The following is a 22,333-nucleotide window of genomic DNA, read 5'->3' as shown; positions in this document are numbered from 1 at the left end:
GGGCGGCTACTTCTTTCCCTTCTTGCGCAGCACCGCCCGCAGCCCCTTGGCCATGCGGCGCTCCCCCTTCTTGCGCTCCCTCCGCCCCTCGGCATCGGCCAGGGTCGCCATGGTTTCTTCTTCCAGCCGAAGCTTGAGATAGCTGCCGTAGCGCCCCTGATCCAGCCCGCCGTCGGCCAGGGCGGTGCGGACGGCGCAGCCGGGCTCGTGCCGGTGGGAACAGTCGTGAAAACGGCAGCCGACCGCCAGCTCCGCAATCTCGGGAAACGCCGCGTCGATCCCCTCGTCCACCTGCCAGAGACCGAATTCCCGCATCCCGGGCGTATCGATGACGATCCCCCCGCCCGGCAGGAGGATAAGCTGGCGATGGGTGGTGGTGTGGCGCCCCTTGGCGTCCCGCTCGCGCACGGCGCCGGTGGCCATGACCGGATCTCCTGCCAGCCGGTTGACCAGGCTCGACTTGCCCACGCCGGACGGTCCGATGAAGCAGGCGGTCACGCCGGGGGGGAGGAGAGCTCCGACTTCGTCGACACCGGCGCCGTCCAGGGAGCTGACGGTCATGACCCGGATGCCGGGAGCGACCGTTGCGGCCTCCTCCGCCGGTGCGGCCGGATCGCCTGCCAGATCGCTCTTGGTGAGCAGCACCACCGGCTCGGCGCCGCTCTCGCGGGCCGCGGCCAGGAACCGTTCGAGCCGGCGAAGGTTGAGGGCGCCATCCAGGCCGGCTACGATGAAGACGATGTCGACGTTGGCGGCAACCGGCTGAACCTCGGCCCCACGGCCCGACTCACGGCGGGCCAGGATGGTGCGGCGGGGCAGAACGGCCCGCACCAGCACGGTGCTGTCGCCGGCAACGGGCTCCACGATCACCCAGTCGCCCACCACCGGCCGTTCGAGCCGGTCGCCGGCCGTCTCCCGCATGGCGCGGCCGGTGAGGATGGCCGCCACCTCGCCGTCGGCCGTGCGCACCCGGTATTCGCCGCGCTGCTCGGCAACGACCCGCCCCGGCCGGCCGGCGTCGGAAGACGCCCCGGCATGGGCGGCGAACCAGTCGTCCCATCCCATTTTTACAAGTAATTCCATGACAGTCCTTGTGCTCACATCCTCGTGGGGAGAAACCGCTGAGGGGTCTGCTGCTACGTTATCACTTTTCCTCCGGGCGGCCCCTGAGGGGACCGGGGGCTCACCCGGAGGAAAAAGTCGTGCAACAAAGCAGAACTACTATAGCGGGAGTTTGTGAGAAAAGGAAGACGGCAGGGTGAAGCTGAACGTGCTCCCCACGCCCGGTTCGGACTCGCACCAGATGCGGCCACCCAGCCGCCGCACCAGGGTCTTCACGAAAGCCAGCCCCATCCCCTCGCCGGGGACATCCTGCCGGCCGGCGCGGCGGAACAGTTCGAAGACCCGGGGGATTTCTTCTTCCCTGATGCCGCGCCCGTTGTCCTTCACGTGGAAGACGCACTCCTCGCCGCCCACGTCGGCCCAGATCTCCAGACGGCCCGGCCGGCCGGGCTCCAGGTACTTGAGAGAGTTGTCAAGCAGGTTGCCCATGATCTGTTCCATGGCAATCCGGTCCGCGGTGATGACCGGGAGGACACTGATCGCCACTTCGGTACGGTTCGTCTCGATCTGGTGGGCCAGGGAGTCGAGGATCGTGCGCACGACGGCGCCCATGTCGACCGGTTCCGCCTTGAGGTCCCTGCGGCCGAGGCGCGACAGGTTGAGGATGGCGGTGATGAGGGTATCCATGCGCTGGGACGATGAGTTGATGAAGCCGACAGCCTCATCGATATCCTGCTCGAAGAGCCGGCGAAGCCGCTCGCGGGTCACCATCTCGATGTTTTGGGAAAGCTCCGCTATGACTCCCTTGAGCTCATCCACGGCCGTGACCAGCTCCATGGAGAACCCCTTGATGCTGACCAGCGGCGCGCGCAGGTCATGGGAGACGATATAGGCGAAGTCCTTCAGTTCCTCGTTGGTCTGCTCAAGCTCTGTCGCGTATTTCCGGAGCGTGTTCTCATGGTGCTTCCGCTCGGTGATATCCCTGAAAATCCCCCGGGAGGCCAGCGGCTTGCCGTCCACCACGTTGCAGTTGACACTCCCCTCCACCAGGATGGAGCGACCATCCTTCGCCATGAACCGGGCCTCCACCGCCTCCAGGCTCTGGCCCTCCATGACTCTGCGGAATTCGCCCATGCAGTGGCCGATGCACTCCGGGTCGAGGATCTGGTCAAAGGTGAGCCCCCTCACCTCCTCCTCGCTGTAGCCGAGCGTTTCGCGCCAGGCCCGGTTCACGTAGAGGATCTCGCCCGAGGGTGACACGCTCTGGATCAGGTCGTTGGCGTTTTCGAAGAGATCCTTGTAGCGGGTCTCGCTTTCGCGCAGGGCCTCGTCCCCCCGCATCCGCTCGAGCTCCGCCCCGGCCCGGGCCGCGAATATCCGCAACAGGGAGCGGTGCCCCTCGTCCTCGCGCATGGGCTTATCGTCCAGAACCGCCAGGTGGCCGATGGCGGTGCCGCGGGAATCGAACAGCGGCACCCCCAGGAAGCTCTCGACACCCATTCGCTTCATGGTTTCGGCGGCGGGATAGAGCTGTCCCAGGCCGCTGGGATGGAACAGGATGTCGCCGTCAGCGATGATCTGCTCGCAGGGGGTGCCGTCCAGGGGCATCTCCATGGTAGGGCAGTAGCCGTTGCCGGTCCAGAAGGCCAGGGTACGCATCCGGACGGGAGAGCCGTCCAGCAGGCGGGTGACAAAGGCGAACCGGGTCCCGAGGGCCGAGGAGAGGCGCCGGACGAGCGAGCGGAAAAATTCCTCGCCCGTCACCGAGGCCGTCCCCTCGGTGAGGTAGCGGAGCATTTCTTCGGCCCACTTACGCTCGGAAATATCGATGAAGCTCTCGATCAGCAGCTTCCTCCCCTGGTAGGTGACCGGCACCACCGATTTGAGGATCGGGATGGACGTGCCGTCGAACCGCAGCAGACGACGCTCCGAGTTGTCCATGTTTTCGAGCAGGTCGGTGATGGGACAGGCGCCCTGGACGGCGCTGCAGACGAAGTTGTGGCAGATCCGGTCCACCACGAGCCCCTTGGGCGCCCCGATCATGGCCAGGGCAAAGGTGTTGGCGTCCACGATCCGGTGATCCTGGGGATCGATGACGAGGATTCCCGCGTGGATGGAATCGAGGATGTTCTTCAGGTGCTGCTCGTTTTCCCGCAGGGCCTGTTCGGTCCGCTTTCTCTCCCCGATGTCCACCGCAACGAAGACCGTTCCCTGGAACGAGCCGTCCCGGCTGAACATGGGAGACGCGGAGAGCAGCACCGGGGTCCGGCGTTCGTCGCTGCTCAGGAAGGTGAATTCAGCCGGGCTGGTGCCGATGGACCCCACAAAGGACCTGAGCCCCTCGGTCCGCAGGCGCTCCTTGTCCCGTTCCCAGGCGAAGATGACACCGACCGGCATGCCGAGCAACTGCTCCTCATCGTAGCCGAGCATGGTCAGGGCGGCGCGATTCACCCGCCGGATGGCGGCGCGGGTGTCGACCACAATCAGGCAGTCACTCATGCTCTCGATGATGTTGTCAACGTAGTCGCGGGAGACAGTAGTCTCCTGGAGCCCCTCCACCATGGACCTGAACGAGGCGCAGAGGGAGCCGATCTCGTCTCCGGCATCATACGCGGGGAGTCCGGAGAGGTCCAGACTGCCCCCTGCAAAGGAGGTAACCATGCCGCGCAGCTCTTCCAGGGGACGGATCAGGAGCCGGTTGGCCACAAAGGTGATGGCCGGCGCCGCCAGCAGCACCACCATCCCAAACAGGACAAAAAGGTAGATCGAGGTATCGCGGGCAAGTGAACGGTTGCGCTCGATCTGGTGCTCGACCGAGGTGACATAATCCCGCGACATCCGCTCGAAGTCCACCAGGATCAAGCGGCCGTCCGCTCCGAGACGGGCGATCTCTCCGCTCAGGAACGTGTCGGTGCTGCCGAGCGCCCGGGGATACAGCTCCGTCGCCTTCCGGAAATAGGCCTCGTAGCGGGACTTGAGCGCCTCAACGTCGCCATAGCGGTGCTCGGTGTCCTCCCTGGTGAGCTTAGCCGCCCGGGCCAGGCTCGCCACGATCTCCCGCCCCAGTTCATTGGCCCTGAGCGCATCATCCCGCTCGCCGGTGACAAAGGCATCCTCGTAGAGCTTCAACTGCTTGCGGTAGAGGCTCAGGGTCTCGTTCCCCTCGAGGGCCAGGGGGAATTCGACCCGTTTGAGGTGGTCGAGGTTGTGGGAAAAAAGGAGATTGGAGTAGTAACTGGAAAGGGTTGCGATCAGGTAACCCACAAAGGCCACGAGAACACAGAGCCACACCTTGGTGCGGATACTGCGGGGGAGCTTCATTGACGAACCTCCAGGACCCTGACCGACCCATCGACCGTTTCGGGGGAGATATAGCCGACGGCAGTGGGGGTGGTGGCCACGAACGCCTTCACATCGGCATCCCCCTTGAGGATGCGCGGCGGGATGGCCGTACCCGTGAACAGCGCCTTCTTCCAGTAGATATCGTACTGCTGGGACGAACGGTGGAGTACCCCCTGCACAAATGAGGAGTGAGCCTTGTTACCATCCTGGAGCACGATGGTGACCGAGCGGCCATCGGGCCAGGCCGTTTTCTTTCCCAAGAACATGAGGCGGGCTTCCTGCTCGGTCAGGGTCCTGACGGGGTTGTCGCGGTTGACGACCAGGACGTAGTCGGCCGCCCGCGCCGCCTCCGGAACGGAGACGGCAACCAGCAGGACAACCAGGATGACGTCCAGACAATACCTCATCGCATCCACCGCCGTTGGGTGTCAGAAATTGTATGAAACCTTTACGGCGCCGTAGGCCCAGCGCCGCTTCAGATCCTGCGGACTATTGTAGAGCTCCAGGTACTGGGCCGCACCGTCCACCTGGTGCCATTCGGCCTTGACGGTCCACGACGGGTTGATGTCGAAGCGGATCCCGGCGCCGAAATCCTTGCGCCAGCCCAGGTAGTCGGGCCGCCCCTGCCGGAGGTAGGCCTTCCCGTCGTGATCGTGCTTGTCGTTGTAAAACACATCATAGAGCAGCGAGAGGCTCACCTGCTCGCTGAAGGCCCAGACTCCCATCACGTACCACTCCTGGGTCCGGCCGTCCATGGTGAGCTGGCCGAAGAGCCGCTGCTCGCGGTCGGTTTCGGCGTACTCGCTGGCCAGCGTGAGGGGGCCGTTCACATACTCAAGGGAGTAGACGTACTTGCCGCGGATGGCCAACTCTCCCGGCGGGAGCGCTCCGCCGTTCAGGGTCAGGTCGTGACGGCCGCGCTGCCAGGATACCGCCGCGCGCAGTCCGTCGATGGAGGTGTTGAGAATGAGCTGTGCGCCGACCACGTACTTGTTGTCCATGGTCACGTCGGTCACAGTGCCGAACCCCTTGCGGATGGCGAGGGTCTGGGCGCTCGCCCGCGTGGCCCGCGCGATGACGGAATCGTCGGGAAAATCAAACCAGCCCCTGAAAACCTGGTAGTCGAAATCGCCCAGCGGGCCGGCGGGCACGTTGCCGTAAAGGCCGCCGCCGATACAGGCGATGAGCATGTCGCGACGGGTTTCGTCATAAATGCTCTGGGGGAGGAAAATCATGGGACGGAGAAAATCCGAGTCGCGCCCCTCGTTGTAGAACCCCATGGGACGCTTGATCTTGCCTACCCGCACGCCGATAAGGTCGTGGAAGCGATAGTCGGCCAGGGCCCAGTCGAGCCGGATTTCGTTGTCGCCCACGTCGCCGTAGTCGCGGGAGAGCAGCTGGGCGCCGAGATGGAGGTGGTCGGTGAGGCGAGAAGTGAGCGTAAGCCCGAACTCGTTGAGCTGGAAGGTCCCGTCGCGGGTATCGGCCAGAAAATTGTTGCCGGTGCTGTCCAGGTAGCCCTGGGAAGCGAACCCGTGCAGGGCGAGTTTCTCGCCCAGCAGGTCCAAGGCACGGGCATCGCCGGCGACAGCCACGGCGACGGCCGCCAGCGCCGCGCAGAAAAATCGGACAATGGACATATGACGGCAGCTCCCTAGCACGGACATCCGGCACACACCTGCGGCGCAGCGTCAACCGACTCGTCGCAGGGATCGTGCATCGCGAAGCCGAAGCGGTTTTTCCCGAGGCGCTTGGCCCGGTACATGGCTGCGTCGGCCTTTCTGAGCAGGCTTTCCGCATCGGTCGCATCGAGGGGATACATGCTGATGCCGATACTGGCCCCGACAGTACATTCGCCGCCGGGGAGCGCTACCGGCACGGCCAGCGCTTCGATGATCTTCCCCGCCACCATGGCAGCGTCGGCTTCGTCTGAAACCCGGGTGAGGATGACGGTGAACTCGTCTCCCCCCATCCGGGCCACCGAGTCGGCCTTGCGCAGGCATGATTCGATGCGCCGGGCCGCCTCCATCAGGAGCACGTCGCCGGCGTCGTGGCCGAAGGTATCGTTTACTCCCTTGAAATGGTCCAGGTCTATGAAGAGGAGCGCGGCACCCTGCCGGTCCCGCTCGGCCTGGCGCAGGCTCACGTCGAGGCGGTCGAAAAACAGCACCCGGTTGGCCAGGCCGGTGAGGGGATCGTGGTGAGCCAGGAACTCCAGTCGTCTTTTCGCCAGCTTCTTTTCCGTTATATCACGAATAATAACCTGTAACGCCTCTTCCCCCTCGTGGGAAAAGGGGACTGCCGCCAGTTCAACGTCGACGGCTCGGCCATCGGGGAGGGTCAGCCGTTCCTCGAACCAGGGCACGGCATCGGAGCCGTTGGAGTCCGACGCGAGCTGGTCACGGACCAGGCCGAGGTAATCGGGGGACACCAGGTCCGCTACCCGCCGGCCGATCACCCCCGTCGGATCGGATGCCCCCAGCAGGCGGGCCCCCGCGGCATTGATGAAGGCGATCCGGTCCCCCACGTGGATGGCGATGCCGTCGGGCGACAACTCCACCAAGCGGCGATAGCGCTCCTCTCGGTCGCGGATCATCTCGGCCATCAATTCCTTTTCCCGGAGCAGTTCCTGCCGGGTCAGGACCTGCTCGATCACGATGGGGAGCAGTTCGATGTACCCCATCTCCAGGTCCTTCACCACGTAGTCCGCCGCCCCCTGCTTGAGGGCTTCCACTGCCACCTTCTCGCTTCCGTTGCCCGTAACCATGATGACGGGGATATCGACACCCCTGGCCGCAAGAGTGGCAATCACCTCGATGCCGCCGCAGACGGGCATATCGTAGTCCGCCAGAATCAGATCGTAGGAGGTCCCTTCAAGCACGGTAAGCCCGGCCGCGCCATCGGCAACGACATCAACCTGGTACCCCTTGCGCAGCAGGCTCTTCTGGAGCAGCCTGGCGAGAGCGGGGTTGTCCTCCATGTACAGAATCCGGATCGGACGTGATTCGGCCATTGGCCCACCTCATCGTGTCGTGTCGTACCGAGCGCTTGACGATTGAATTAATATATAAATATGCAAAATATAGACCTATTCATTCGCCAGCGCTAATCGTGCCGTCCCCAATGAGAGAGACGATCCGCTCGGCCACCAGGACGAAGCCGTCGCTATCCATCGGCTTCCGGAGAAAGGCGTCACAGCCGAGTTCATGACAGGCTTCGATCTCCGCCGGGTTATCGGAGGTGGTGAGGATCACTACGGCAATGGACGAGGTACGCTCATCTCCCTTGAGACGGGACAGGACGTGCACCCCGCCCAGCTCCGGCATGTTCAGGTCCGCGATCACGAGACAGGGGCGCAGGGTCTTGACCCCATCGAACTCGCCCTCCTCGAAGATGAAGTCGAGGGCCCTGCGCCCGTTGTCGAGCCAGATCACGTGCTGCATGACCCCCATGCGGGCCAGATGCTTCTCGATGAGGCGCGCATGGCCGCGGTCGTCGTCCACGAGCAGGATTACATCGTCGCGAAACCCATTCATAAAAACCCCTGAAGCGAAACCGGCCACACCGTTCAGGTCGTCGTCCGGTCAGCTGGCCACATGCGGTTCCTTATGATTGTATCGACCGGAAGATGGTGTTCCTTTAGCAATAGCCGCGCGAAAATACGCACTACCGGGGCAAATGCCCCCTCGGAACGCTGCCGGAGAACAGCAGACGGTCAACACCGAAACATTAGTGGGGAAATCTGAAGAAGCACGGAGGGACCGCCCCGGGAGAGGTCCAGGCCGGGGATGCCCGGCCTCTCTCGGGGCGACGGGTGTGTGCGGTCAAGTGCTGCCGCTACGGGGTAGGTTTCCGCCGGAAAAACAGAGCTGGAAAAAGCGCTTCATCTCAGCCCATGACCGGCGGTCGGCACGGGAGTCATAGGCTACGTCGAGACCGAAGCGCCTGGCAAAGGCGTCTGCCTCTGGATTGGTGAAACTGTGCTTTGCCCCGGCATAGGAAATGAAGCCGAACTCGGCACCGGCCCGGGCCATTTCAGCGGCGAACGCCCCGACCTGCTCCGGCGGAATAAAGCGGTCTGCCGCACCATTGAGCGCCAGGACGCGGGCCTTGACCCCGCCCGGTTCGGCCGGCCGGTCGGTGGCAAGGCTGCCGTGGAAGCTCACCACTCCGGCCAGATCAACTCCCTGGCGTGCCATGTTCAGCACCACGGCGCCGCCGAAGCAGTAACCGATGGCCCCGATCCGGGCCGGATCGACCGTGGACTGGTCTTTCAGCAGGTTCATGGCCGCCATGAAGCGGGCTTTCATCAGGTCGCCGTTCTTCATGACCTCCGCGGCGAATGCGGCCGCATCGTCCGGGTGGGGGGCCTGCTTCCCCTCGCCGTACATGTCGACGGCCAGGGCCGTGTAGCCCAGGCCGGCCAGCATCCTGGCCCGCTTGCGGGCATACTCGTTGTGCCCCCACCACTCGTGCACCACCAGCACGCCGGGACGCTTCCCCTTCAGGGCCGGGTCCCATGCCAGGTACCCCTTCATGGTGACGGTGCCGTCCCGGTACTCAACCACCCTGCCCCGGACCTTCGCTGCGGCGGGAAACGCCGCCAGCACGACCAGTGCCGCCACGACCAGCATGAGTCCTGCGCGAACGTTCTGTTTCATGGCCACCTCCCCTTTCGTTGCACGTATCCAATTCTACCATCCGGACGGATACGCTCAACCGGCCGCAGCGGGGATGCGAGCGGCCGGAAGGGGGCGGGTGGGGCTCCGTCATTCCCCCAGGTAGGTGTAGCCCAGGAGCGTCCGGTCCAGCAGCTCAAGGAAGTGGCTGCTCTCCTCGATGGTGACCTTGCGCAGGGCCACGTCCTTCTCCAGGGTGTCGCGGACGTGCTTCAGGATCTCCGGCCCCTTGTACTGGACGTACTTGAGGCTCTCCCAGGTGGCGTCGCCATGGATGACCGTATCGATCTTGTAGCCGGTCTTCTTGTTGAAGGTAACGTGCACGGCATTGGTGTCGCCGAACAGGTTGTGCATGTCCCCCAGGATCTCCTGGTAGGCGCCGATCAGGAAGAAGCCCACAAAGTAGTCCTCATCCTTGCGCATCTTGTGAAGCGGCAGGTACTTGGTCCGGCCGTTCTCGCCCACGAAGCTGGTGATCTCCCCGTCCGAATCGCAGGTGATGTCGGCGATGGAGGCCATCACGTCGGGCTTCTGGTTGAGCCGCTGGATCGGCACGATGGGGAAAAGCTGGTCGATGGCCCAGGAGTCGGGGATAGACTGGAACAGTGAGAAATTGGCGAAATAGGTCTGCCGCAGGCTCAGCTGGAAATTCTGGAGCTCCTCGGGGATCGGCTTGATCTTTTCTACGATGCCGTTGATCTTGCGCAGGATCTTGCCGTGGAGCCACTCGGCCATGGCCCGCTCGTTAAGGGTCAGGTAGCCCAGGTTGAAGAGGCTCACCGCCTCCTGGATGAGCTGGACCGTATCATGGTAGTCCTCCCGCAGCGAGTAGCGGTCGATGCTCTTGTAGATGTCCACCAGCTTCTTGACCGTTGGGGCCAGTTTCTCCGCCCCCTTGAGGGTCTCCTCGAAGTCGGGCATGGCATTGGACGTGTTGGTATTGAGGAGGTTGGTCACGAGCACCGAGTAGTGGGCCGCCGTGGCCCGCCCCGATTCGGAGATGATGTTGGGGCATTCGACGCCGGCGTCGTCGCAGATGTTCTTGATCTGGTAGACCACATCGTTGGCGTACTCCTCGATGGAGTAGTTGACGCTGGAGAAATAGCTGGATTTGGAGCCGTCGTAGTCGACCCCCAGACCGCCGCCGATGTCCACGTACCGGATGCCGACCCCGAGCTTGCGCATCTCGGCATAGATGCGGGTCCCCTCGATCAGGGCGCTCTTGATCTTGTCGATCTTGGTGATCTGGCTGCCGATGTGGAAGTGGAGGAGATTCACCCGGTCCAGGAGGTCATTCTGCTCCAGGAGCCCGATGGCGGCGATGATCTCGGACATCCGGAGGCCGAACTTGGCGTCCTCCCCGCCGGAGGTGGCCCACTTGCCGGTCCCCTTGGAGGAGAGCTTCACCCGGATGCCCAGCTTGGGCTTGATGCCGGTCTTTTTCGACAGGGCAATGATCTTCTCCAGCTCGAACATCTTCTCCACCACGATGGTGATGTCGTAGCCGATCTTGGTGGCGTAGAGGACCGTCTCGATATACTCGGTGTCCTTGTAACCGTTGCAGATGATGGGGATGCCGTTGCCGGTGGCAAAGGAGATGCCGATCACCAGCTCCGGCTTGGAGCCCACCTCAAGGCCGATGTTGTAGCGCTTGCCGAACTTGGCGATGGCCTCCACCACCTGGCGCTGCTGGTTCACCTTGATGGGGTAGAAGGTCTGGTAGGTGGCCGGGTAGTCGTTCTCGTCGATGGCGTTCTTGAACACCCGGTTGATGGATGCGATCCGCCCCTGGAGCACGTCCATGAACCGGAGCAGGATGGGGGGCTTGATCTTGCGCTTGATCAGATCGTCCACCAGCGCACGCAGGTCGATGGAATGCTTGGACGTGGGTGAAGGGTGCACGCAGACGTTCCCCTTCTTGTTGATGGAGAAGAGGTCGGCGCCCCAGTTGGGCAGGTTGTAGATCTTTGCGGATTCGTTAATCGACCAGCGTTCCATATGCTCTCCTGGCGACGCCATAGTTGCGCACTAACGCCGCTGTTAGGTAATCGTTTTCAGTTTACGGTTTTCCCAAGGGGCGAGAGATTTCGGCCAGATCGGCGCCGGCCCGCAGAAGCCGTGCCGAGGCGTAGCAGCGCTACGTTGAGGCAGGGTTTCGAGGACACGGAGTCGAGATGGTCGGAAGATATCGCCCCCCTACGACAATCTGCCCCTGAAATCCTCGTATCCGAACCTCCTCACCACCCGCAACTCCCCGGTCTCCGGCTCGAAGGTGCAGATGGCCGGATGCTGGATGCCGTTGAACGTGGTGGTCTTCACCATGGTGTAGTGGGACATGTCCTCGAAAGAGAGCCGGTCGCCCGGCTTCAGGGGCTTTTCAAAGGACCAGTCGCCGATGACGTCCCCGGCCAGGCACGACGGCCCGCCGAGGCGGTAGGTGTGGGCCTTCTCGCCGGGGTCGAAGCCGCCGGTGATGCCGGGACGGTAGGGCATCTCCAGCACGTCGGGCATGTGGCAGGTGGCGGAGACGTCGAGGATGGCGATGTCCATCTCGTTGTGCACCACGTCCAGCACCTCCCCCACCAGGATGCCGGTGCCGATGGCAATGGCCTCCCCCGGCTCCAGGTAGACCTCCACGCCGTACTTTGCTTTGAAGTACGTGATCAGCTCCACCAGGGCGTCGATGTCGTACCCCTCACGGGTGATGTGGTGGCCGCCCCCCAGATTCAGCCACTTCATGCCATGAAGAAACGGGCCGAACTTTTCCTCAAACACCTTCGCGGTCCGCTCCAGGGGTTCGAAGAGCTGCTCGCAGAGGGTATGAAAGTGGAGCCCCTCCACCCCTTCGAGGGATCTGCCGTCGAACTCCCGCCGGGGGATGCCGAGCCGCGACGCGGGCGCGCACGGATCGTAGATGGGGGTGTGCCCCTCGGAATGCTCGGGGTTCACCCGCAGCCCCACCGAGACCCGTCCCCGCTCCTTCTCCCACAGGGGCCGGAACCGCTCCAGCTGGTTGAAGGAGTTGAAAACCAGGTGGTTGGAGGTGGCAAGCAGCTCCACCACGTCGCTCTCCTTGAAGGCGGCCGCGAAGCTGTGGACCTCCCGGCCGAACTCCTCGCGCCCCAGCCGGGCCTCCCACGGCGAACTGGCGCAGACCCCGTGCAGCGTCTCCCGGATGATCGGGAAGACGCTCCACATGGCGAAGGCCTTCAGCGCCATGAGTATCTTCGCCCCGCTGCGCCGCTGCACCTGGTCCAGGATGGCCAGGTTGTGGCGCAACCGTCCCAGGTCCACCACGTAAGCGGGGGACGGGGCCAGTTTCAGAATGTTTTCGATATCGATACCAGTCAAAGTCCAGAACCTTATTTACCGCGGACGCCGCCGCAGGGAGACACTGATCAAACGTCTTAACCGCCGGAGCGAAAGGTTTCGGCCGGATCCTCGCACCCGCAGGGATGCCGGCGGAGGCGTAGCAGCGCTACGCCGCACAACGGGCATTCCGAGAACGGCGGGGAGATGGTCGGAAGGTTGCGTCCTCTTACAGCTCCGGCCATTCGCCGCCGTCCACCACCACCGTCGGCAGCCCCATGGGCCCGAGCTCCGCCAGGAACGGCTCGGGATCGAACTGCTCCATGTTCCAGACGCCCGGGGCGTGCCATTTACCGGTCAGCATCATGATCCCGCCCACCACCGCCGGTACGCCGGTGGTGTAGCTGATGGCCTGGGAGCCGACCTCTTTGTAGCAGGCCTCGTGGTCGCAGATGTTGTAGATGTAGACCTGTTTCCGCTTGCCGTCCTTGAGGCCGCGGGCGATGACGCCGATGCAGGTCTTCCCCTTGGTGAGGGGGCCGAGGGAACCGGGGTCAGGGAGGAGCGCCTTCAGGAACTGGATCGGCACGATCTTCTGCCCCTGGAACTCCACCTCGTCGATGCGCGTCATGCCCACGTTCTGGAGCACCTCCAGGTGCTTCAGGTAGTTGTCGGAGAAGGTCATCCAGAACTGGGCCTTCTTGATGGTCGGGATATGCTTGACAATGGACTCCATCTCCTCGTGATAGAGGCGATAGATGTTCATGGGGCCGATACCCTCGGGAAAGTCGAAGACCCGCTTGGTGGAGAGGGGAGGCGTCTCGACGAACTCGCCGTTCTCCCAGTGGCGGCACGGGGCGGTCACCTCGCGGATGTTGATCTCGGGGTTGAAGTTGGTGGCAAAGGGCTGGCCGTGGCTCCCGGCATTGGCATCGATGATGTCGATCTCCTGCACCTCGTCCAGGTACTTCTTGGCGGCCAGGGCGGTGTAGACGTTGGTCACGCCGGGATCGAAGCCGGAACCGAGCAACGCCATGAGCCCCGCGCTCTTGAAGCGGTCCTGGTAGGCCCACTGCCAGGAGTACTCGAACTTGGCGGTGTCCAGGGGCTCGTAGTTGGCGGTGTCGAGATAGTCGACCCCGGTCTCCAGGCAGGCGTCCATGATGGTCAGGTCCTGGTACGGCAGGGCCACGTTGATGACGAGCTTCGGCTGCTCTTTCCTGATGAGCGCCACCAGCTCGGGAACGTTGTCGGCATCCACCTGGGCCGTATTGATGCTGTTATTCAGCTGGGCAGCGATGGCGTCGCACTTGGACTTGGTCCGGGAGGCGAGGGTGATCCCGCTGAAGATGTCCCTGCGCTGGGCGCACTTGTGGGCAACGACCTGGCCGACGCCGCCGGCTCCGATTATCAGTACCTTGCTCATTGGTTGATCTCCTTCGATTGCGTTATCAGTAATCAAATGTCGGCGGGGTCACGACCCACAATATCTTGGCCGGCCCCCTGCCGATATTTTTCACCGTATGGCGCTTGTCCGAGGTGAAGTAGAAGCATTCGTCCTTTTTCAGCGTGTAGACCTTGTCGTCCAGCCGGAGTTGGATCCGGCCCAGAAGGACGAAGCCGAACTCCTCTCCCTCGTGGAAGTTCTGCTCGTCCATCTCCTCGCCCGGGGCCAGGGTCACCAGGGCCGGGTCCATCTCCCGGTTCTGGGCGCCGGGGACGAGGAGTTCCACCATCACGGCCGCATCGTCGGCCGAGGGCTGAACCCGGGCATCCTTGCCGTAGACCACGTCCTCGCCGATGGGATCGCTGAAGAACTCCTGCATGCTGACGCCGAACACGTCGAGGATGTCCTTCAGAGTGGCGATGGACGGAGAGGTGGCGTCGTTCTCAAGCTGGGAGATGTATCCCTTGGTCAGGTCGGCCCGATTGGCCAATTCTTCCTGGGTGAGGGAATTGATCATCCTGAGCCGCTTCAACCGCTCGCCGATCTTCACGTTGTTTCTCCTGGTTCAGAAATACTAAACTCTTTGTTTACACACGCTGTTTAGCATTTCTAAACTTTCTGTCAAGCAGCCGGTTTAGCATTTCTAAACTTTTCGTTTAAACCAATCGACACGAGGGGAGGTATATAATACAAAGAAAACAGGGTGTCAACGATTTTTTGACCCGGCCAAACACATTCACAACCCAGCACCATTCCGTCGCGTTCGACCGATCACCGGCTTGACATTTTCCGGCGTATGCCGTAGGAAAAAGTATACTATTTTCGAGGAGGGACGAAGATGCTGAAGGGAAGCACTCTCGGCTTCATCGGCGGCGGAAACATGGCTGAGGCGATCATCAAAGGGCTGCTGGCCGGCGGGGTCGCGGCGGCTGACGTGATGGTGGCTGAACCGGTGGCAGCGCGGCGGGAATACCTGCACGGCACCTACGGCATCGACGCCTGCGCCGACAACGGCCGGGTGGTTGCGGCTGCCGACGCCCTGGTCATGGCCGTGAAGCCCCAGGTGTTCCGGGGCATGGTTGCGGCCCTGGGGCCGGCAGGGCTCGACGGCAAGCTGCTCATCTCCATCATGGCGGGGATTACCACCGCGGACATGGAGGAGGTCTGCGGCAACGCGGCCCGGGTGATCCGGGTCATGCCGAACACCCCGGCCCTGGTGCTGGAAGGGGCGTCCGCCCTCTGCCGCGGCAGGAATGCCACCGATGACGATCTGTTCTTTGCCACGGGAATCTTCGAACTGGTGGGGACCACCTGCGTGGTGGAGGAAAAGCTCATGGACGCCGTCACCGGCGTCTCCGGCTGCGGCCCGGCCTACGTCTTCCTCTTCATGGAAGCCCTCTCCGACGCCGGCGTAAAAAACGGCCTCCCCCGGGACGTGGCCACGAGACTGGCGGCACAGACGGTGCTGGGGGCTGCGAGACTGCTCCTGGAGACCGGCGACCACCCGGGCGTCCTCAAGGAGAAGGTCACCTCCCCCGGCGGCAGCACCATCGCCGGCATCGCCTCCCTGGAGCGGGATGCCTTCCGCGGAGCGGTCATGGCCGCCGTGGACGCCGCTACTGCCCGCTCGGCGGAGCTGGGCAAAAAATAACGCTTCTTCGCCGCAGAGAATAACTCTCAACGCGTAACGGCGGCTGTCACGAATCCCGTAGCGATCAGGGTGGAGACGGCGGAGATCCGGTGCTACTCTGTGTCCTCTGTGGCCGAAGCCTTTCGGTTCACCTTCTCAAAAAGCTCGACCTGCTCGGCCAGGGAGAGCTTTTTGCCTTTCTTGCACCCCCGCAGGCAGAGGGAACAGCGGTCATCGCCGCACCACTGGCAGAACCGGCAGTCGGGGCAGGGATGCTTTTTGGGCGGATCAGTAGACGACATTTCTCCGGGGTCCGCTCCCGGCCAGGATCTGGGCGAAGACCTTCCCCTGGTCGGCGTTGATCATGAGATAACGGGGCAGCTTCATGACGCTCTCGGCCGGCGTCACGTGGCGACGGTCGATGGTGAAGGTGGCCCGGTACCCCAGCGTCCCGGCCCGGCGGATCAGGTCGTCGTCATAAATGCCGAAGGGCCAGGCGAGCATGTCCACCGTCACCCCGAGTTCCTTCTCGATCTTTTCCCTCGATTTTTTCAGCTGCGACTCCACCAGCCGGTCAAACTCCGCCGGGGGGAGTTTCTTCCGCTCCTTCTTGAAGTTGGGATGCCAGTAGGTGTGGGACTGGAAATCGAAGAGCCCCGTTTTTTTCAGCTCCCGGAGCTGGTCCCAAGTCATGGCATACTTCGCGTTGGAGACGGCCGACGGGTAGATGAAGACCGTCACCGGTACCCGGTACTTCTTCACCAACGGCAGCATGTCGGTATAGACCGACTTATGGGCGTCGTCCTCCACGATCACCACCGACTTGGGGGGCGGCATCGGACCCTTTTTCAGATAGAAGTCCACCACCTGCCGCAGGGGAATCACCCGGTAGCCGTTGTCCCGCAGATACTTCAGGTGTTCCTCGAAGACCGATGTTTTGATGGTCATGCCGTCGGCAACGGTGGGGCCGAAGCGGTGGTAGAGGAGGATGGGGACCGAGAAATCCGCGGCCGAAACCGGCCGGGGTACGGCCCAGGCGGCGGACGAAAAGGACGCCATGAGCATTACGGCGACAATCAGGCGGAACAGCATTTGCGCTACAACCTCCACTAAGGAAATATCTATGGGAATTACGGCCCGAAGACCGCCACGGGGATAGTGACGGGAGACCTGGTCAGGGGCGGTACACCCGCTCGCCGAACAGGGCCGTTCCGATGCGGACCAGCGTAGCCCCCTCCTCCACGGCAGCCTCGAAGTCACCGGACATCCCCATGGAGAGTTCCGTCATGGAAATACCGGGAATGTTCTCGGCAGCCACCGCGTCGGCCAGGCGCCTGAGCTCGCGGAAGTAGGGACGGGCCTCCTCGGGGTCGTCGAAGAAGGGAGGCATGGTCATGAGACCCCGGACCCGCACGTGGGGCAGGGTCGCCATGGCCGCCACCAAGTCTGTGAGTTCGGCCGCCGAGGTGCCGCTCTTGGTCTCCTCGCCGGCGATGTTCACCTGCACGAGGATGTCGCAGACCGCGTCGAGCTTTGCCCACTGGCGGTTGATCTCCTCGGCCAGGGACAGACGGTCCACCGAGTGGATGCAGGTCACGAGCCCGGCAAGGTACTTGACCTTGTTGGACTGGAGATGGCCGATGAAATGCCACTCCACCGGCTCACGCACCTCACGGGCCTTGGCCGTGAATTCCTGCACGTAATTCTCGCCGAAGAGCCGCTGCCCTGCCCGGGCAGCTTCCTCAACCGCCTCGGCCGGAATGGTCTTGGAGACCGCCACGAGGCGTACCGCCGCCGGATCACGCCCGGCCCGCCGGGCCGCGGCCACGATCTTTGCCAGGATATGGGTCAAATTGTCGGCGATTGCCATAACCGGAACTCACAGGGCGCCGATGCGGCGCAGATCCTCCACCACTTCGCAGAGCGGCAGGCCAACCACATTGGTATAGGAGCCGTCGATCCGCTCAACCATATAGGCAGCGCCCCCCTGGATGGCATAGGCGCCGGCCTTGTCCATGGGGCAGCCGGTGGCCACGTAGGCACTGATTTCCTCGTCCCGCAAGGGTTTGAACACGACCCTGGTCACCACCGCCTTGCAGAGCAGACCGTCGCGCTCCCGGTCGTAAACGGCATAGCCGGTGATCACCTCGTGGGAAACGCCGGAGAGTTTCCTGAGCATCCGCACGGCATCGGCCTCATCCACGGGCTTGCCCATGATCTCGCCGTCGCAGACCACGATGGTATCGGCACCCACGAACCAGCGTCCCTCGGTCCGGGCCGCCGTGGCCACGGCCTTGTCCCGGGCAAGGCGCGTGGCGAAATCCGCCGGGGCCTCGCCGGGGATGGGCTCCTCGGGGATATCGCTCGCACAGACGTCGAATTCCACCCCGGCCGATGCCAGCAGCTCCAGCCGCCGGGGCGATGCGGACGCCAGGATGATCCTACCCTTTTCCATCCTTTTCTCCCTCGTTTCGCGCCTTGATCCGTTCCTCGTGGCGGCGTTTCTCGATCTCCAGTTCCTCCCAGTGCTTCTTCCAGTCCTTTTTCCTGACAAAGGAAAGGACCACGGCCCCCACCAGGATCACCACGCCCCAGAAGATGTTCATGACCTGGGACCGCGCAATGCCGTAGCCCAGAGAAACGATCCCCATGAGGATCAGGAGCGCCTCCATGGAAAGGAGCCTGCCGATGAGGGATATTTCCTGTTTTTCCTTGTCGTCCATAGATACCCCGTGGGAGCGACCCTTGTGATCGTCCGCTTCTGGTGTCACACGACGTCGAGGGCGAACGCGAGATTCGCCCCTACACTGTTGCGAGCCAATGATCCAGTTCCGCCAGGGCCCGCTCCGCAAGCCTTCCCCGGCGATCCTTCTTTTTCACTTTCCCCTCGAGGGGCGGGAACAGCCCGTAGTTTACGTTCATGGGCTGAAAGTGCCTGGCCGGCGCCGTGGTGATATGGGCCACCAGCGCACCCAGGGCGGTGGCCGGCGGCGGAACTGCCGGATCCTCACCCCGCACGAGCCGGGCACTATTGATACCTGCCAGGAAACCGCTGCCCGCCGATTCCACGTATCCCTCCACCCCGGTGATCTGGCCGGCGAAGAAGGTGCGGGGGTCGCCCTTGAGCCGGAAGGTGGGCTCCAGCAGGGTCGGCGCATTGATGAACGTATTGCGGTGCATGGAGCCGAGCCGGACGAACTCGGCGCTCTCCAGGCCGGGGATCATCCGGAAAACCCGCCGCTGCTCGGGCCAGGTGAGCTTGGTCTGGAAGCCCACCAGGTTGAAGAGGGTCCCCTCCCGGTTCTCGGCCCGCAACTGGACCACCGCGTGGGGTTCACGGCCGGTACGGGGGTCCGTGAGCCCCACCGGCTTCAGGGGGCCGAAGCGGAGAGTTTCCCGGCCCCGCTCCGCCATCTCTTCCACGGGCATGCACCCCTCAAAGTGTACCACTTTTTCAAAATCCCTGGCCGGTACCTTTTCCGCGGCGAGAACGGCATCAACGAACCGCTCGTACTCTTCTTCGGAGAGGGGGCAGTTCAGGTAGTCGTCACCGTCCCCCTTGCCGTAGCGGGAGGCCCGGAAAACCTTGTCCGCATCGAGGGAGTCGGCCGCAACGATGGGAGCGATTGCATCGTAGAAGTAGAGGCTGTCGCCGGTGATCTGCTTCAGCCGCTCGGCCAGGGCGTCGCTGGTCAGGGGCCCCGAGGCGATCACCAGGACCCCTTCGGCGGGAAGCTCCGTCACCTCCTCGCGCACCAGCTCGATCAGGGGATGCCCCTCGATCCGCTCGGTCACGTAGGAGGAGAACAGTTCCCGGTCCACGGCCAGGGCGCCGCCTGCCGGCACCCGGGTGGCGTCGGCCGCGGCCATGACGAGTGAGCCGGCCCGCCGCAGCTCTTCCTTGAGGAGCCCCACGGCGTTCTCCAGGGACTCCCCCCGGAGCGAGTTTGAGCAGACCAGCTCCGCCAGCCCGGGCAGGTGGTGGGCCGGCGAGTAGCGCTGGGGCTTCATCTCCCGCAGGACGACCCGCACGCCGCGCCCGGCGATCTGCCAGGCGGCCTCGCATCCTGCCAGTCCGCCGCCGATGATGGTGACGGCACCGGTCATGGGGACGGGTCCCCGTCGGCGGGAATCTCGAACTTCTGGAGGGGGTGGCCGGCCAGGAGCCGGGCCTTTCCCTTCTCCTCGTCCCAGAGGGTCAGATACCCCTTCCAGCCGCTGTCGAGCAACTGGCGGATGTGGGTGACAACCTCCCCGGAGGGTGGCACGTGAAAGGCGTTGTACCCCGAGAAGCCGCCGGGCGGTATGAGCCGGTAGGCACCGTACCCCTGCATGACGCTTCGCTTGACGGTAGTTGCCAGGGCAAAGTTCCAGACCTGCTCCTCGTACTTGGTCCAGCCGCAGATGGGGCACATAACCCGCCGGGAGCTCGTCTCGCCCCAGCACTCGGTATCGATCCGGGCATAGGCGAAGCGACACTGATCACAGGTTTCGTGCATGTCGTTAAGCATGGTGGATTTCCTTCAGCAGCCGCACACCGTGCGAGAAAAAGGCGGGGATCGCTCCCCGCCCGGTCGGCGACGTGATTACTTTTTCCCTTCGGTCCGGTAGTCGCATCCTTCCTTGGGACACTTGAGGAACTCCCCTTCCCGCTTGTAGACCTTCTTCACCAGCAGCGGGAAGCCGCACGTGGGGCACGGCCCCGGCTGGGGCGGATCCCAGAGGGCGAACTTGCACTGGGGATAGCGGTTGCAGGAGTAAAACATCTTGCCGTAGCGGGACTTTTTCTCGGTCAGTTCCCCTTCCTTGCATTCGGGGCAGGTATGGCCGGTCCCCTTGGGCTTCACCAGGGGCTGGATGTTCTTGCAGGCGGGATAGGCCGAGCAGGCCAGGTACTTGCCGAAGCGCCCGTCCTTGATGAGCATGGGGCTGCCGCATTTGTCGCACTTTTCCTCGGACAGGACCGGCTCCGCCTGCTCTCTTCCCTCACCCTGGTCGATGTTGCGGGTATAGGTGCACCCTTCCTTGTAACCGGAGCAGGCGATGAACTTGCCCCGCTTGCCGAGCTTCACCACCAGGGGTTTTCCGCATTCGGGGCATGCCTCGTCCGTGGCCTCGGTGGTGAGGTCCGCCTTGCTGACCTCCCCCTCCTTCTGCCTGAGCAGTCCCTGGAAGGGCTCCCAGAACTCGCGCAGCAGCGGCTTCCACCGCTTTTCCCCCCGGGAGACCTGGTCGAGCTCTTCCTCAAGGGTGGCGGTAAAGTTATAGTCCACGTACTTCGTGAAATGGTTGGTCAGAAGATCGTTGACCACCATCCCCACATCCTCGGGGATAAAGCGCTTGCTGTCGAGGCGGGCGTACTTGCGCTCCAGGAGCGTGTTCATGATGGAAGCGTAGGTGGAGGGGCGCCCGATGCCATATTCTTCCAGCGTCTTCACCAGGCTCGCCTCGGTGTACCGGGGGGGCGGCTGGGTGAAGTGCTGCTCCGGGAGGAGCTTCAGGAGCTTCAGAAGTTCCCCTTCGGTGAGGGGAGGGAGGGTCCCCTCCTTCTCTTCGGCCTGATCGTCCACCCCTTCGATATACAGCTTCATGAAGCCGGGGAAGCGGATCACGGTGCCGGCGGCCCGGAAGCGGTAGCCCGTGCCCGCGCCGATATCGACGGAGGTTTGGTCCAGGAGCGCCTCGGCCATCTGGCAGGCCACGGTCCGCTTCCAGATCAGGTCGTACAGCTTGAACTGGTCGGAGGAAAGGTACTTTTTCAGCTCCGCCGGGGTGCGGGCGATGGAGGTGGGGCGGACCGCCTCGTGGGCCTCCTGGGCGTTCTTCGCCTTGTTCTTGTAGAAGCGGGGCTTGGCCAGGGCGTATTCGGGGCCGTACAGGGAGGTGATGACCTGGTGGGCCTCCTGCAGGGCCTGGTTCGACAGCACCACGCTGTCGGTACGCATGTAGGTGATGAGACCCACGAGCCCTTCGTCGATGGCAACCCCTTCGTAGAGCTTTTGGGCCGTGGCCATGGTCTTTTTGGCCGAAAAGCCCAGTTTGCGGGCAGCTTCCTGCTGGAGGGTCGACGTGGTGAACGGCGGCGCCGGCGTCCGCTTGCGCTCGCTCTTCGTCACCTTGTCCACGGTGAAGGTGGCGTTCTCCAGGGCCTTCACAAGCCGGTCGGCCGCAGCCTGGTTGGGGATGTCGAACTTGTCGAGCTTCTTCCCCTCGGCTTCGACCAGATTGGCGGTGCACTTCTGCCCCCCCTCCTTGGCCAGTTCCGCGCCGATGGTCCAGTATTCCTGGGATTGGAACGCCTGGATCTCCTTCTCCCGCTCGCAGATGAGCCGCAGGGCCACCGACTGGACCCGGCCGGCGGAAAGGCCGTAACGGATCTTCTTCCAGAGGAAGGGGGAGAGGTTGAAGCCGACGAGATAGTCGAGAATGGAGCGGGCCTGCTGGGCGTCCACCAGGTCCTGGGAGATGTCGCGGGGATTCTCCACGGCATGGACGATGGCGTCCTTGGTGATCTCGTGGAACACCACCCGCCTGACCGGCACCGGCGGTTTCTCGGGCTTCACGCCCAGGGCCGCCAGCAGGTGCCAGGAGATGGCCTCCCCTTCCCGGTCGGGGTCGGTGGCCAGCAGGAGCGAATCGCTCGCCTTCAGTTCCTTCTTGATGGCGTCGATGTGCCGCTTGCTCTCGGGCAGGACGGCGTAGCGGGGCTCGAAGTCGTGCTCCACGTCCACGGAGCCCTGCTTGCTCGGCAGGGCGCGCACGTGGCCGTAGGAAGCGAGCACCTTGTATTCGTGGCCAAGAAACTTCTCGATGGTCTTCGCCTTGGCGGGTGATTCTACTATGACGAGATGTTGGGGCATAAAC

The 22,333-nt window shown here is 63.5% G+C and carries 20 protein-coding genes; 1 reads left to right on the top strand and 19 read right to left on the bottom strand.

What is annotated here, in order from left to right; all coding sequences use genetic code 11:
* Nucleotides 1–6 precede the first annotated feature (6 nt).
* The 11 genes from rsgA to AABA48_RS02235 form a co-directional block, all read right to left on the bottom strand.
* Nucleotides 7–1,083: a ribosome small subunit-dependent GTPase A gene (rsgA, locus tag AABA48_RS02285; RefSeq protein WP_338270931.1), complete on the bottom strand. Its 1,077-nt coding sequence runs from the start codon at nt 1,081–1,083 to the stop codon at nt 7–9.
* 138 nt (nt 1,084–1,221) lie between these two features.
* Entirely contained in the window at nt 1,222–4,383 is a 3,162-nt protein-coding gene (locus tag AABA48_RS02280) for a PAS domain S-box protein (RefSeq protein ID WP_338270929.1), read from the bottom strand.
* The gene (locus AABA48_RS02275) at nt 4,380–4,811 is read right to left on the bottom strand and encodes an ABC transporter substrate-binding protein (protein WP_338270927.1); all 432 of its coding nucleotides are present in this window, start codon (nt 4,809–4,811) and stop codon (nt 4,380–4,382) included. Before AABA48_RS02275 ends, AABA48_RS02280 begins: the two co-directional genes overlap by 4 nt.
* Nucleotides 4,812–4,832: 21 nt before the next feature.
* Entirely contained in the window at nt 4,833–6,044 is a 1,212-nt protein-coding gene (locus tag AABA48_RS02270; RefSeq protein WP_338270925.1) for a hypothetical protein, read from the bottom strand.
* A 14-nt stretch (nt 6,045–6,058) separates the two neighbouring features.
* A complete protein-coding gene (locus AABA48_RS02265) occupies nt 6,059–7,417 on the bottom strand; it encodes a diguanylate cyclase (RefSeq protein WP_286351924.1) in 1,359 nt (452 codons plus the stop codon).
* Nucleotides 7,418–7,496: 79 nt separating this feature from the next.
* Entirely contained in the window at nt 7,497–7,940 is a 444-nt protein-coding gene (locus AABA48_RS02260) for a response regulator (RefSeq protein ID WP_338270924.1), read from the bottom strand.
* A gap of 288 nt (nt 7,941–8,228) precedes the next feature.
* On the bottom strand, nt 8,229–9,065 hold the full coding sequence (locus AABA48_RS02255; RefSeq protein ID WP_338270923.1) for a dienelactone hydrolase family protein: 837 nt from the start codon (nt 9,063–9,065) through the stop codon (nt 8,229–8,231).
* 108 nt (nt 9,066–9,173) lie between these two features.
* Nucleotides 9,174–11,081, bottom strand: a complete 1,908-nt coding sequence (speA, locus tag AABA48_RS02250; RefSeq protein WP_286351921.1) for an arginine decarboxylase — start codon at nt 11,079–11,081, stop codon at nt 9,174–9,176.
* Between the two features lie 198 nt (nt 11,082–11,279).
* Complete coding sequence (gene nspC, locus AABA48_RS02245; RefSeq protein ID WP_286351920.1) at nt 11,280–12,434, bottom strand: carboxynorspermidine decarboxylase; 1,155 nt, start codon at nt 12,432–12,434, stop codon at nt 11,280–11,282.
* Between the two features lie 187 nt (nt 12,435–12,621).
* Complete coding sequence (locus AABA48_RS02240) at nt 12,622–13,818, bottom strand: saccharopine dehydrogenase family protein (protein WP_286351919.1); 1,197 nt, start codon at nt 13,816–13,818, stop codon at nt 12,622–12,624.
* A gap of 25 nt (nt 13,819–13,843) precedes the next feature.
* Nucleotides 13,844–14,389: a cupin domain-containing protein gene (locus AABA48_RS02235; RefSeq protein WP_286351918.1), complete on the bottom strand. Its 546-nt coding sequence runs from the start codon at nt 14,387–14,389 to the stop codon at nt 13,844–13,846.
* Between the two features lie 288 nt (nt 14,390–14,677).
* Here AABA48_RS02235 and proC point away from each other — a divergent pair, with 288 nt between their 5' ends.
* Nucleotides 14,678–15,490 (top strand): pyrroline-5-carboxylate reductase, encoded by an 813-nt coding sequence (proC, locus tag AABA48_RS02230; RefSeq protein ID WP_286351917.1) that lies wholly within the window; start codon nt 14,678–14,680, stop codon nt 15,488–15,490.
* A gap of 92 nt (nt 15,491–15,582) precedes the next feature.
* On the opposite strand, the gene AABA48_RS02225 is transcribed toward proC, so the two are convergent.
* From AABA48_RS02225 to topA, 8 genes are all read right to left on the bottom strand, one after another.
* On the bottom strand, nt 15,583–15,771 hold the full coding sequence (locus AABA48_RS02225) for a hypothetical protein (protein WP_010943178.1): 189 nt from the start codon (nt 15,769–15,771) through the stop codon (nt 15,583–15,585).
* Complete coding sequence (locus AABA48_RS02220; RefSeq protein WP_286351916.1) at nt 15,758–16,561, bottom strand: polysaccharide deacetylase family protein; 804 nt, start codon at nt 16,559–16,561, stop codon at nt 15,758–15,760. Before AABA48_RS02220 ends, AABA48_RS02225 begins: the two co-directional genes overlap by 14 nt.
* An 82-nt stretch (nt 16,562–16,643) precedes the next feature.
* Nucleotides 16,644–17,339 (bottom strand): YggS family pyridoxal phosphate-dependent enzyme, encoded by a 696-nt coding sequence (locus AABA48_RS02215; RefSeq protein ID WP_286351915.1) that lies wholly within the window; start codon nt 17,337–17,339, stop codon nt 16,644–16,646.
* A 9-nt stretch (nt 17,340–17,348) separates the two neighbouring features.
* Nucleotides 17,349–17,924: a Maf family nucleotide pyrophosphatase gene (locus AABA48_RS02210; RefSeq protein ID WP_286351914.1), complete on the bottom strand. Its 576-nt coding sequence runs from the start codon at nt 17,922–17,924 to the stop codon at nt 17,349–17,351.
* Complete coding sequence (locus AABA48_RS02205; protein ID WP_286351913.1) at nt 17,911–18,192, bottom strand: hypothetical protein; 282 nt, start codon at nt 18,190–18,192, stop codon at nt 17,911–17,913. The genes AABA48_RS02210 and AABA48_RS02205 overlap by 14 nt, the downstream gene beginning before the upstream one ends.
* A gap of 79 nt (nt 18,193–18,271) precedes the next feature.
* Entirely contained in the window at nt 18,272–19,576 is a 1,305-nt protein-coding gene (gene trmFO, locus AABA48_RS02200) for a methylenetetrahydrofolate--tRNA-(uracil(54)-C(5))-methyltransferase (FADH(2)-oxidizing) TrmFO (RefSeq protein WP_286351912.1), read from the bottom strand.
* Complete coding sequence (locus AABA48_RS02195) at nt 19,573–19,980, bottom strand: hypothetical protein (RefSeq protein ID WP_286351911.1); 408 nt, start codon at nt 19,978–19,980, stop codon at nt 19,573–19,575. Before AABA48_RS02195 ends, trmFO begins: the two co-directional genes overlap by 4 nt.
* Nucleotides 19,981–20,055: 75 nt before the next feature.
* Nucleotides 20,056–22,329, bottom strand: a complete 2,274-nt coding sequence (topA, locus tag AABA48_RS02190; RefSeq protein WP_286351910.1) for a type I DNA topoisomerase — start codon at nt 22,327–22,329, stop codon at nt 20,056–20,058.
* Nucleotides 22,330–22,333: the final 4 nt, after the last annotated feature.

It is taken from the genome of Geobacter sp. 60473, from assembly GCF_036323535.1.
GTDB lineage: Bacteria > Desulfobacterota > Desulfuromonadia > Geobacterales > Geobacteraceae > Geobacter > Geobacter sulfurreducens.
This window is presented reverse-complemented; position numbering and strand designations above follow the sequence as displayed.